The organism is Neolewinella antarctica (genome assembly GCF_011927835.1).
GTDB classification, from domain to species: Bacteria; Bacteroidota; Bacteroidia; order Chitinophagales; family Saprospiraceae; genus Neolewinella; species Neolewinella antarctica.
In genome coordinates, this window is sequence record NZ_JAATJH010000004.1 from 22,272 (window position 1) to 35,637 (window position 13,366).

The following is a 13,366-nucleotide window of genomic DNA, read 5'->3' on the forward strand; positions in this document are numbered from 1 at the left end:
GGTTCAGGTCTTTGAAACGAGGGCGAATCCGTAGGCGGGCAGGGTCATTTTGTCCCCGCTTTGCTTGGCATCATTGTTACTCAGTAAGATATTGCCGCCGGTCTGAATAGTCATCGGCTCATCCGTAAAATTAGCGTAGGCACGGGCGTTCCAGCCTTTCCAGGTCCAGGTTAGGCCGCCGCCATCGTCCGTATTATTCTTAATTAGGTCAACTTCAATCAAGTCAAAGCTTTTCGGAGGGCGCGGTCGCAGGTGCAAGGCAGTACGGTAAAAAGCAAGGATGGGGGACTCCTCCGGCCAGGATAATTTCGCGCTGGTAAAAGTAGCCTCCGCCTGCGGATCGGGCACGGACAAACCGGGCCGTTGGAAAGCCTTGAACTCCGCCGCCCGCCCTTTCCGGACGGCCTCGATCAGGGGCTCGTCGCCGTGGTGAACGAAGTAGGGGAACGGGCGGGTTTCGCCGTACTCTTCCCCCATCCAGATCATCGGCACGAAGGGAGAGAACAGGTAGGTGGCCGCCGCTAGTAAGTATTTATCCTGGGCAAGACTAGTACTCAACCGGTCACCGATCATCCGGTTACCGACTTGGTCGTGGTTCTGCAAAAAGACGGTAAACTGCCCTGGACGTAAACCGTGAGCCGCCGGGTCAATACCGAAATTCCGTTGCCGGTGCCGGCTATACTGGCCGGTATAGACGTAGCCGGCGCGGAGTGCCGCCGCCAGTTGCTCCAGGCTACCGAAATCCTCATAATAACCGTTCTGCTCTCCGGTAAGCAAGGCGTGGAGTGCGTGGTGAAACTCATCGACCCACTGTCCGGTCAGACCGTAACCACCCTGATCTTTAGGGGTAATGAAACGGGGTGCGTTCAAATCGCACTCCGCCAGCAGGATGATCTTTCTGTTTTGTTCTTCACCGATCCGATCGGCTTCCGCGGAAAGACTGGCTAGGAAATGCTCCGCCGAATCGTCGACGATAGCGTGGACGGCATCCAACCGCAGCCCGTCCGCCCCGTATTCCTCCAGCCACATCCGGACGTTCTGCAAAAAGTAATTCCGCACCCCGTCGGAGCCCGCCCGGTCGAAATTAATGGCCGATCCCCAGGGCGTATGGTGCGCTTCCGTAAAGACGGGCATGAAGGCTGGCAGGTAATTCCCTTCCGGGCCGAGGTGGTTGTAGATCACGTCGATCAGCACGGCGATACCCCTTTCGTGAGCCGCGTCGATGAATTTTTTGAGCCCAGTTGGCCCTCCGTAAGCACGGCTAATGGCGAAGGGGGCGACTACGTCGTAGCCCCAGTTGCGGTCGCCCGGGGTTTGGGCGAGTGGCATTAGTTCTAGGCAATTTACGCCCAGATCTTTCAGGTAATCCAGCTTTGCTTCCGCTGCCTCGAAGGTGCCGGCTTCGGTGAACGTACCGATGTGTAGTTCATAGATGACGGCTTCGTCGAGGGCTAGTCCGGAAAAACTTTGCACTTGTCCCGCTAGCAATCGGGACGCAATATCCACTACTTCCGATGCACCGTGTACGCCGTCTGGTAAATAACGCCCCGCCGGGTCGGGATAAACCTTATCGTCATCATTCAGCCGAAAGTGATAGCGCGTGCCCGCCGGGGCCGGGATGGGGTCGCTAATGAAATACCCGTGGCCTTCGGGTTGTAGCTGGTGGGTGTTGCCGGCCACGATCAACTCGATACGACTGGGTTTTGGAGCCCAGACGCGGAAGCGGCGCTTGGCGTGGGCGTCGGGTGGTTGGGGGCCGAGGGGGAGGCTGGGGAAGGTTTTCAGATTAAGGGATGTTTGTGGTTGAACCACCGTTTGGGGGTTTAAGGTTCGCTACTTTTTTACCGCTGATGAGCTCTTTATCAGTAAATTATTTAGCTGTAGTGATGCAGCTCCTATGGCTAAGATAACTAAAACGTAGGGCCATATCCTACGTTATAATAGACGCGCTTCCGGGCTACAGTGTGCATACATTTTTACATCATTCTCGTTTCTGCCCGTTTCGCCCTCCTTTTTGGAAAAAAAGGAGCAAAATTCTTGTCCTGTGAGCCTGGCTGATCAATGGTTTGGTACTTGGAAGGCTAAAATCTGTAAACTCGCCTACTCGCTTAATTTTTTGAACAACGCTTTTGGGTAACCTGAGCTAGTGGTTTTAGTACATAATTGGTGGTGGCTCAAACAGTACAGATTCCTTTACGCCTTCCAAGTACCAAACCATTGGCCAGGCTCAAGGGACGATTAACAAGTACTGATATTCTCAGGTAGTCTGATAGTGATAACCCATCCACCGCTCGTGCAATCATAGCTCGTAAATTCGTGTGTATACTGTAGCAATCGGGGACCTGACTAAAGTCAGTGTTACCGTTAGTTTTCGTAAGGTTACTGGTTAATGGAACCGTCACGGCAAACGCGTCCTAACTATCGACTCCCCGCCCTTCGGGTCTGGTTGCCCGTAGTCCAGCCAGTCGGCAATCCGCGCAGCCACCTCCGCCTGCCAATCTTGGCGGGAATACCCGGGAGAAAGCGGTAGAAATAATACGTCACAAGTTCGCTCCGCCCCCTCGTCTTCGCTCTTCACGAACTTTCCTTGCACCTGCGTCCGTGCCCCCGTTTCCGGATACAACAGGGCTACTTTGGGGGCATTTAAATGATAGGCGTAAGTGTATAATTGTTGTAAATCACCCGACCCCGGCCGGTCGTTTTTCGGGACTTTCCACTTCGCGTCTAAGACGGCCAGCGTGTTGCCGAATGCGTCGGAAATGGTGAGGTCGGGGCGCAGGGTGGAGGGGCCGTAGCGCTCGCTGTGCCAATAGGACGTCCTGGATTGGCCACTGACGGTGAGGCCGGGAAGGTGGCGGCGGAGGGTGCGTTCGAGGAAGGATTCCCAGAGGCGGTTGGCGTCGAAAAGTATAGCTTACTGTTCCGATATGTGTCAAATTGAGTTCTCAGGCAAAATTGTAGACGGTGCTCTACTTTGACTTTTTTACCGAGAGCATCAATGGATGTATCAACACAGACACTAATGTTTCGTACATTGCATCAATTATAAAGCAAAGAATGCGCTAACTTTTAGTTGGGACAACCCTTGTTCTTTCCTTTTACCACACTTCACAACTCAAACACAAAGCTTAGATTTTAACTGTCTACGTTTGCTATGCAACCACTTTAGTGGACTGCAGGTATATCTACGTTAACAGAGGAGAGGCTTTCAACGAACACTATGAGTACAGTACTTTTCAATGATATAGCTATGTCTATATCCAAGCACCTGCATGCTTCCACGACTAGTCTTTATGTGGCTCAAGCCTTTTTCACCGATCACGAACTTATTGAACTATTGGCAGGCAAAGCTCGGGCAGGAATAGATGTTCAAGTTATTATAAGTGATAATCCAACCAACAGGGATATCGACTACTCATCTCTTCTCCAATCTGGTGGACAGCTAATGCGTTATCCCAGAGCTGGTTACGGTGGAATGCAGCACAAGTTCTGTGTGATAGACGAGCAGTTGGTAATCAATGGATCTTACAATTGGACAGTAAATGCCAGGAAAAATAATAGCGAAAATGTACAAATAAGTGAAGAAATAGCAGTTGTTGAAAAGTTTATTGGTGAGTTTACTCGACTAAGGAAGAATTTCAGTGAGTCAGAAACGACGACAGAGCAAGCAAATAACTATGATATTCGTTCAACAGAGCTCCTTTCTTCTACTAGTTCTGAAATAGAAGCTGTTGATGCAGTTGACGAATGGATTTCGAAGTACTTACAGAGCACTGTACTCGACTTCGACCGCAACGAGCTAAAAGAAGAAGGGGAAAGCTTAGCAAAAGCTAGTCAAGGTAATCCGGAAATGTTGGACATGAAACTGGATAGCGTCTATGAGCAGCTACTCCGGGACACAGAAATTGACCCAGCTGAAAGAGATCGGCTGGAGAGAGAACTAAAAAACCTTGTTATCAGCGAGGGGGTGATGATCGACAAAGAGTGCGAACGCCGTCTAGCGTTATTGAGTTCAGGGCTCCGAGCTGATGAAGCGGATTTGGAGCAACAAATTGTTCGCACTGAGTACCAGAAATCCCAAATTAGGGAAGAGGAAAAAACAGTGGATGAGGTTAAAATATCAGAATGTGATCGTAAAATTGAAAGCACTCAAGAGAAAATAAATAAAATCAATTTAGATCAGACACCACAGCCCTTTCCTCGGAGACTAATTCCAGAGATCTTGATACTAGGAATTGTGTCGCTTTACCTCGTCGTATTTTATTCTTCCATAATATACACAATCATGTACGGTCGAGAAGACGCCATGGAATTTCTCAGCGTGTATGGTACACTACCGGAAGTCGAAATATTCAATGCAGAGGCGATTTCACTAGCATGGGAGCGGGGGAGCATGACGTTTAGTTTTATCATGCTATTTACATCAGTCCCAATCTTGATTGGGCTGCTATACGTAAAGATGACAGGTTGGAAGAGGATCTTATGCATAACGGCTCCTGTAATGATTGACATTTTTCTTGCCTATTTAATTGCAAAAAATGTATATAACATTGACTATCAGGCAGGTCGCGTTTCAGAATACTGGGATTGGGTCATGATTTTCTCTAGTGCAAGATTCTACACGATATTGATGATCGGAGCTCTTCCATATGTGCTATGGGGTTTTCTGTTAGAGAATATTTACTCACAGTTTAATGCTTTAAGCCGATCAGTAAATCATAATCGTAACGTAGTAGAAAGAGAGCGACTAACAGCTGAGATTGAAGCTCTAAATGTGGGAAAGGCTGATTTAGGAGAAACAAGGTCTAACTTGCGCATGCAGCAAATTGATATGAATAGTAAGCAAGCACAGTTAGAAACACGAAGAACACACCTAAAAAATCAGTCTGAGTCAAAACAAGTACAAATAGAACATCAAACAGACCGCCAGAAGCTAGCGCTCGAACGTCGTCAACAAAACATTAGCGATTCTTTGAACAGAAACCGTATACCAGTCAATATAAGCGCGCTTCGCAGTCGAATAGATATTTTAATGGGTGGATGGTCCGAGTGGCTTTACAGAGAGTTTTCAGCTACAAAAGCAGATGAGAAAGTTAAAGAAGGCAGACAAGTTTCTGCTGAATGGTTAGACCTTAAAAAGCAAAACCTTGTATAATAAATATCTTGTTTTAATAGTGTTTTTCACTCTGTTTGTTAGTTGCAAGCAAAATGATAATGCCGAAATACTTTTTGCTGAGCAAGAAGTACCGCGTAGTATATGGCACAATAATATTGTCATTGCCACAGATCTCTCCAATCGGCTAAATGGTGATCTTTATCCCAGGAGTATCACTGATGAGGATGTAACCAAAGCGGTAGCCTCTACTTTCAAGAAGTCTCTATCTCAGTATAACCGAATAGCAATGCAGAGGGACCGCCTGTCACTTAAGCTGATCAACCGGCGCGATATTCTCAATTTCAATGATTTGGCTGAATACTTAACTATTGATCTTGGAACCTTTGGCACTAATCAAGCGCGACGAATTGAATACCTTCGGGGTAAATCTGAGAAAACACTAGATCAGGACTTGGCACAGTTTCAAGAAACTGTTAAACAAGTGTATGAAGGCAGTAAAGGAAATTACTATACTTCAGATATTTGGGGTTTCCTACAACAAGGTCTCACTAAATCGGACTTCAAGCTAACCAATCCTACGAATTCGCCTAAAGCGGTCGATAAAAGCCGTAACATCCTAATCATCATCACGGATGGCTACCTAGAGCATGTTAGTCAACATTCCGGCTCTTGTCCAAAAGGAAATTGTCGATTGCTTAATAGTTATCAGCTTAAGAAATTTCGTCGTGCGTGCAATTGTAAGGATGATGCTTATGCTGATTTACGAAGTATTCTAGACAGTAGTGGACTCGGAATTACGCCAGTAAACAATCCGGATTTGGCAAACGTAGAAGTACTTTTACTCGAAGTTTTTGACAGATCTCGATCCGTGAGTGGTAGCGTGAAAGAAATTCCTTCGGACTACAGTATTTTGGAGGCTTTTTGGCTTGACTTTTTTGAAGCGTCGGGGGCAAAGCGTGCTAAGGTAGTGGAAACAGCCAACAGTTCTAAAGATATTGAGGATGCAATAACAGATTTCGTTGAAAGCTATGATCCTAGGAGTGAGTTGTAATGTCAATAGAGTTAATTATTTATACTACCTAATTCGTAGAGTATTCTCCAAAATAAATCACTAGGTGAGTACTCAAATGTAACAAAGAATGACACGCCATTAGAGGTGGTATACGTTACAAATTCATCAGAATGTGTAAACAGACGAGATTGAACACGAAGCCGCAACAATAACATAAACCTGATTAAAAAAAAACTACACGGCTAACTTTAAAGCAAGCTATATTTACTAGCCATGCGCCCCCTACTAACCCTGCTCCTCCTAACCCTCTTCAGCACCAGCGCCAGCGCCCAAAACAGCGAAGGCACGGACTTCTGGTTCACCTTCCCCGAACACCGCGACGCCGGTAACCGGAAAGTAGCCCTCATCACCGCCCGCCGGGCCACGACGGGCACGATCACCATACCCGGCACGGGTTACCGCAGCGAATTCTCCGTAGCGGCCAATGCGGTAGCTCAAGTAATGCTGCCCGCAGCTGCCGAAACATTGGGCTCCGAAAGGGTGACCACAACGGCCGTACACATAGAATCCGCCGGGGTAATCTCCCTTTATATTCATCAATATTTTGGATTCCGCTCCGAAGCCACGCTGGTGCTACCGACGCCGGCGTTGGGGACGGATTACCGCGTTTTAGCCTATACCGGCCGGTCCGGAGGAGAAGTCAACTATCCTTCTACTTTTGCCGTGGTGGCGACCACCGACGGGACCGAAATCAGCATCACCGAACTCGCCGCCCCCACCGAACGCGGCCGCGACGCGCAAGCATCGATCGACGTGGTGCTGGACCGTGGGGAGGTCTACCAAGTCCGCGCCGAGACCGGCATCGATGACCTGACCGGCACCCGCGTAACCGCCTCCGCACCCGTGGCTTTGTACGCCGGCGCATCGTGGTCCGGCGTGCCCGACAACTCCTGCCCCGCCTTCGATAATCTGCTGGAAGTCAACTACCCGATCAGCCAGTGGGGGACGCGCTACCTCGGCGTGCCGACGCTGCGCAACACCAGTAACCTCTACCGGATCCTCGCTTCCGAAGACGGCACGGCCGTCACCGTATCCGGCGGGGCGAACCAAACTTTTGTGCTCGACGCGGGGGAATTCCGGGACTTTTCGGCGCGGGAAGCCCTGGCCATTCGCAGCGACAAACCCGTGTTGGCCGGACAGTATTTACTCGGGTTATCCTGCAACGGACACCCCGGCGGACTGGGCGACCCCTCCTTTTTCCTGCTCAACGACCTCACCCAAACGCTCGACACGGTCACGGTCTATAACTCCAACCTGGAGGACATCGTCGAGAACTATCTCAACATCACCTTCCGCGCGGGGGACGAAGCGGGCATCACGCTCGACGGGCGGCCCTTACCCGTGCCGGCGGAAATCGGCCCCGACGGGGAGTACGCCTTCGCCCGCGTGCCGGTCAGCGCCGGCGGCCACACGATCACCTCCTCCGGCTGCGGGGTGATCGTGACGGTTTACGGCTACGGGAATGCGGAAAGTTACGCCTACGGTGGCGGGGCGGCGTTCCGCAACATCAACGCCAATCCGATTGCCGAGGGTGGTTGCCTCGGGGATACGGTCCGCTTCGACACCGGCTTGGATACCCTCCGGTTCCGCCACGAGTGGACGCTGGAGGACGGCTCCGTCGACACCCGCGCCACCTTCCCCCGCAGCTACGATCGGGTGGGGAACTTCCCCGTACGCCTCGTCACGGAAGACCGGTGCCTCGGCACGCTGGACACTAACTTTAGGGAAGTCGCCGTTACCGCGCGTCAGGCGCTGGAAGCTTCTCCCGATCTGAGTGTTTGCGCCGGATTTCCCGTTGAGCTCGCCGCTTTCGATTTACCCGACGCCCGCTACGAGTGGACGGGGCCGAACGACTTTACCGAAGCTACCCAAGTCGTCAACTTGCCGTCCGCCGCATCCGAAAATGAGGGTGTTTACGCGGTCGTCGGCAACGTAAACGGGTGCCGGACATTCCCGGCCGAGGTGGTGGTGCGGGTGGACGACCTGCCCGCGGTTGAGCTTACGCGCGACGCGTCGTTCTGCGCGCGCCGGGGAGAAACTTCGCTGCTCGACGCCGGGGCATTTTCCGCTTATCAGTGGAATACTGGAGCCACGGAGAATCCGATCCAAGTCGATGCTGAAGACACTTATTCCGTCACGGTCACCGACGAGAACGGGTGCGTGGCGACGGATTCTACGTTCGTACGTCAGTTTTGTCCGACGCGGTTTTACGTGCCGTCCGCCTTCAGTCCGAACGGGGACGGGGTGAATGATGTCTTCGAAGTGTACGCGGTTGATTTCACGGCCGTGCGGTTGGAGGTGTACGACCGGTGGGGCGGGCTGCTTTTCAGTTCTACCGGGGATAAGCCGGCTTGGGACGGGTGCGTTGCCGGGGCGCTGGTGCCGGCGGGGGCTTACTTGTACAAGGTGTCGGTTGCCGGGGCGGATGAGCGGGAGGTGGCGCGGACGCGGGTGCGGGGTGGGGTGGTTTTGTTGGTTCGGTGAGGGCGAAGTTACTGCGCGAGTCGAAAGAGTGGATATGCATTTTAATCTGATTAATGCTGCATAATTTTGCTACTTTAAGTAGTCAGATAATACTACCGCAACCTTTTGACGAGCGTACCGAACTGCCTCGTGGTCTATTTTGGAAGTTGCGTTACATAAGCCGCCGTTAGCGTAGTGATGCTTGAATAAAAAAGGCCGACCAGGCTGAGCATATGGGGGACCCTTCACCCATCTACCGCATAGCTAAGAGTGGATCTTTTTTTTAAAAAGCATCGCCGCGATAGTAAGGCTTGGTGTATCGATACTTTCGACCTAGACCGTCCCGCCGGGGCCGTACACAACCGCGAAAAGCTTCGCACTATCTTTGGCTTACCCGGCACCCGCGTTCGCGCCCAAAAACTGACCCTCAAATGAAAATCCTCCACTACAACGACTTCGACTACGGCAACCTGAAAGCGCAAGTAGCCAAAGTAGAAAAGCAACTGGCGGCGGATGATTTTAAGTCGGCCGAGGTAAAGAAAATGCGGAACAACGGCTATTACCGCGCGAAGCTCGATAAAACCAACCGACTACTATTTCAGCTCGCCCGGTACAATTCGGAGCCCTACGCGCTGCTGCTGGAAGTGATTCCGAACCACGCGTACGAAAAGTCGAAATTCCTGCGCGGGGCGGAGGTGAAAGATAATCATTTTACGGAGCAAATTCAGCCGGAGAACCTGACCGAGGACGAAGCCCCGACGCTCCGCTACATCAATCCGCAGGCCAGTCGTTTTCACCTCCTCGATAAGGTAATCTCCCTCGACGGCGACCAGCAGGAGATTTACAACCTTCCCGCGCCGCTCATCATCATCGGCTCGGCGGGTAGCGGCAAAACGGCGCTGACGCTGGAGAAAATGAAGACCTACCGGGGTAGCGTCGCCTACGTGAGCCTGTCCGATTACCTGGTGCGCAACAGCCGTGAACTGTATTACGCCAACGGCTACGAAAATGATAAGCAGGAGGTGGATTTTTTGTCCTTTAACGAATACCTGAAGGGCATTCGCATCCCCGCCGGGAAGGAGCTGGACTACCGGACGTTCGAACGTTGGTACCAACGCAAACACCACCAGCGTTTTAAATTCGACGACCCCTACAAAGTATTCGAGGAATTTAAGGGCGTGATTACCGGGTCCGTCACCAAAACCGCCTACCTCGGCCGGACCGACTACCTGGGGCTGGGCATCAAGCAATCCATCTTTCTGGCTGGCGAGCGGGAAGCCGTTTACGACCTTTTTGAAAAGTACTTAGAACTGGTTAACGGGGAAGAATATTACGACGCCAGCATCCTCGCTCACGGCTACCTGAAACTGATCGAACCCAGCTACGATTTTTTGGTGGTAGACGAGGTGCAGGACATTACCAACGTCCAGTTGTTGCTTCTCACGAAGGCTTTGACGACGCCCGGGAATTTCATCCTGAGCGGAGACTCCAACCAAATCGTCCACCCCAACTTCTTCTCCTGGTCGAAGATCAAAACCCTTTTCTTTAACCAGGACCTACGGGGCAGCGCCCTGCGCATCCTCAAAACGAACTACCGCAATTCGCGGGGCATCACGAAGCTGTCCAACGACTTGCTGAAGATCAAGAACGCCCGCTTCGGCTCCATCGATAAGGAAAGTACTTACCTGATCAATACGGTTGCGGAAAGCGAAGGCGAGATCAACTTTTTGAAGTACGGAGAGCGGGTGTTGCGCGACCTGAACAAGCGGACGGCCGACTCGGCTAAATTCGCCGTCCTGGTCATGGACCGCGACCAGAAAGCGCGCGTTAGCAAGTTCTTCAAAACGCCGCTGATCTTCACGATTCAGGAAGCCAAGGGCTTGGAATACGAAAACATCATCCTCCTGAATTTCGTCAGCGATTACGACAAAACCTTCCGCGAAATAGCCGCCGGCGTTACCTCCGCCGACCTCGCGGACGACCAACTTCGTTACTCCCGCGCCAAGGATAAGGGCAACAAAGAACAGGAAGCTTACAAGTTTTACATCAACTCCCTGTACGTCGCCTTTACCCGCGCGGTAAAGAACATCTACCTCGTGGAATCTGCGACCAAAAACGATTTGTTGCGGCTACTCGGCGTGGTCGACACCAAGGAAAAAGTGGACATTCAAGTCCAGAAGAGTAGCAACGACGAGTGGCTCGATGAGGCGCAACGCCTGGAGCAACAGGGCAAGACCGAGCAGGCCGAAGCCATCCGGGCCCGTCTGCGGGGGGAAGAGTTCATTGGCGTCGAAGAAGCGGAAGCCCTGGCCGAACGCATCTTCGCCGCCCCGCAAGAAGCGGCTAAAAAAGACTTGGAACGACTATTAAAATTCTATGCCGCCCGCCACCAAACGGTAGGCATTCGTCGGCTGATGAATGAAACGGGGTACGGCCCGGCCAAATTCTACATTGGGGAGTACGAAAAGGCCCAGAAAGTGCTGCTCAGTTACGTACGCAGTAACAACCGGAAAAAGGTCGAGCACCTGATGAATAAGTACGGCCACAACCTGACGACCTACGAAGAGGGCATGACCGGTTTCATGGTCGCCGCCCAGTATTGCCAGCAGGATATGCTGTATTATTTTCTCGATAAGGGGGCAAGCAAGGGTTTTCAGGACCATTTTGGCCGCACCGCGCTGCAACATCTACTGATCGGTTTCGACCGGCGTAAGGTGAAGGCGGCGGATCTGCACGTCTGGTATCCGAAGCTGGCCCCGCAGGTCGGGTATTGCCGGTACGACGGTCGCCAGTACGTCCTCAACGCCCGGAGTATGGAGTTCTTCGTCGCCAACCTCCTTTCCGCCATGCGCCGCGAGGTTTATGGCCCGGAAGACCCCGTCGCTAAGCAGTGTTTAATGATCACTGACTTTATGAATTTAATTCAGGATACCCCTAAGTCCTTATTACCGGAATACCGGCGCAAGCGGCAGTACGTGAGTAGTATTCTGAGCAAGAACGAGGTGGACCGGGATGACCGGTACAATAAGCACTTTTTGTTGCGGCGCGGTCGCGGGTGCTATGATTTACACCCGGGGGCGGAGTTGGTTTGGGAATAGTATTGCGCGGACCCGATAGCTATCGGGGGGGCAATTTATTTCTTATGAGTGGGAGTGGACCGAAGTGCTTACCGTAAAGCCTTCAATACCTCCAGTGGCCCAAAATTTCCGCCGGAACGGGCGACTACGACCGTCTTCACTTCTTTTTTTTGGTAGAAAGGAAAGGTAGGAGCCAGGTCCCAAAGCCGTTCGTGCAGCGTTTCGCTTTGTTTTAAATCGGACCATTTGCATGCACTCAGCAGTAGCCTTTTATTGTCGATACTCCGGGCGACCTGCCGGAGTAAAGAAACACGGGGCCTATGTTGAAACTTATACCGATGTAAGCGTCACCTATCCACCTCCGATTGCTACCAGCTCCGCCAGAACCGCCCGTACCGCCGAAACCGGTATCCGTTCTTGCTCCAACCGAATTTGGTCGTCGTTCAGGTAATCGTACAAATCGAGTTCGTCGGCCGTCAGGTTTGGAAGTTCAACTACTTTGCTCGGCGTAGCGTCCACCTGGTATTCCGCAAAAGTGTCCAGCGTAGCGCGGTCCATCAAAAAGGTACGTAGCGACGGGAGGTGGCCGCGTAACCGATTCACGATTTGGAGGCCGTGGGCGTCCAGGTCCCCCCAGTAAAGCAGTTCGACCTTGTGTAACCAGGCGGCACCCGCTAGTATGCCTGACTTAAAACCACCGCCGAAAATAGCGGCCGTGCCAGCTAGTCCCGGCAAAGTCAGGAAACTCATCAGGTAGCTAGTCTTATTCTCCATAATGATGACGCGGCGCAGGGGTAATTTCAATTGATTAAATTGATTCAGGGGAAGACTCAGGTCATTGACGCCGCTCAAGTGTTCGTCAGCCAACGACTGATCCAACAAACGTAAGCGGACCAGTGGCTGAGCATATTTTAAACCATAGCGCTTTTCGAAGTTATTTACCAAGCTACCCTTACCCACGAAAGCCGGTTTGTCCAACATGACCGTAGCTTCCAGTAACGAAGAGATCACCGCTTTATGGGTCTCGATAAATTTAGTCGGCACCCGTACGGGTAGCTCCCGAATGTAGTAGGTTGCGGGCAAATGGTCGTTCTGGAAATATTTAATCACTCTAATTAATTCCGGCCAAACGTCACCGTACGTCAGCACGTCTAGCACCCGTTCCGATAACCATGCTGCTAACTCCGGTAGCTCCGCTCGAAGAAGCCCGGCCGCCGTAACAAATCGCTCGTAATCCTGATTTTTTCCCATCAACGTCAAGTATTGACGCAAACTACTGATGGTAATCCCGTCAATAAACCGTTGCCGGCCCAAACTACGGGCCTCCACCTCCCGCCACGCAAGGTCGTACCGAGTTCCGTCACCGGGCGACAGAGCAGCTTGCTCGGACCTGACGCGCGCGAACTCCTCCCAAGTCTTCGGCGTCTTGGCCTTGCCGATCCGTGGAATGGACTGCGGAAAATAAGTATCTCCGGACAGGTACGCCCGCAAAACGTCCGGCCACCATTTTTCAGCTTTGGTCTTTATTTCAGTCGGTGAAATCATGGTTAAATATCTATATCACTACGTAAGCGTGTTTCGTAGAATAAACTTGCTGCGTACGAGCTTTCCGTGTTTGTGTGGTCGAAAAAAGTATCA

The 13,366-nt window shown here is 51.8% G+C and carries 7 protein-coding genes and 1 pseudogene; 4 read left to right on the forward strand and 4 right to left on the reverse strand.

Annotated features, from left to right (window positions below):
* Positions 1–3 precede the first annotated feature (3 nt).
* The 3 genes and pseudogenes from treZ to GGR27_RS20595 form a co-directional block, all read right to left on the reverse strand.
* Entirely contained in the window at positions 4–1,812 is a 1,809-nt protein-coding gene (gene treZ, locus GGR27_RS12320; RefSeq protein ID WP_168037769.1) for a malto-oligosyltrehalose trehalohydrolase, read from the reverse strand.
* Positions 1,813–2,398: 586 nt separating this feature from the next.
* Complete coding sequence (locus GGR27_RS20095; protein ID WP_245184655.1) at positions 2,399–2,623, reverse strand: hypothetical protein; 225 nt, start codon at positions 2,621–2,623, stop codon at positions 2,399–2,401.
* A 3-nt stretch (positions 2,624–2,626) separates the two neighbouring features.
* Positions 2,627–2,911, reverse strand: a pseudogene (locus tag GGR27_RS20595) (5-methylcytosine restriction system specificity protein McrC); the annotation flags it as partial.
* 309 nt (positions 2,912–3,220) lie between these two features.
* Here GGR27_RS20595 and GGR27_RS12330 point away from each other — a divergent pair.
* The 4 genes from GGR27_RS12330 to GGR27_RS12345 all read left to right on the forward strand — a co-directional run bounded on the left by GGR27_RS12330 (position 3,221) and on the right by GGR27_RS12345 (position 11,749).
* Entirely contained in the window at positions 3,221–5,155 is a 1,935-nt protein-coding gene (locus GGR27_RS12330; protein ID WP_168037770.1) for a phospholipase D-like domain-containing protein, read from the forward strand.
* A complete protein-coding gene (locus tag GGR27_RS12335) occupies positions 5,148–6,167 on the forward strand; it encodes a hypothetical protein (RefSeq protein ID WP_168037771.1) in 1,020 nt (339 codons plus the stop codon). The genes GGR27_RS12330 and GGR27_RS12335 overlap by 8 nt, the downstream gene beginning before the upstream one ends.
* Positions 6,168–6,401: 234 nt before the next feature.
* Positions 6,402–8,672 (forward strand): T9SS type B sorting domain-containing protein, encoded by a 2,271-nt coding sequence (locus GGR27_RS12340; protein WP_168037772.1) that lies wholly within the window; start codon positions 6,402–6,404, stop codon positions 8,670–8,672.
* A gap of 410 nt (positions 8,673–9,082) precedes the next feature.
* The gene (locus GGR27_RS12345; RefSeq protein WP_168037773.1) at positions 9,083–11,749 is read left to right on the forward strand and encodes a hypothetical protein; all 2,667 of its coding nucleotides are present in this window, start codon (positions 9,083–9,085) and stop codon (positions 11,747–11,749) included.
* A 330-nt stretch (positions 11,750–12,079) separates the two neighbouring features.
* On the opposite strand, the gene GGR27_RS12350 is transcribed toward GGR27_RS12345, so the two are convergent.
* Complete coding sequence (locus tag GGR27_RS12350; RefSeq protein ID WP_168037774.1) at positions 12,080–13,273, reverse strand: Wadjet anti-phage system protein JetD domain-containing protein; 1,194 nt, start codon at positions 13,271–13,273, stop codon at positions 12,080–12,082.
* Between the last annotated feature and the right edge of the window lie 93 nt (positions 13,274–13,366).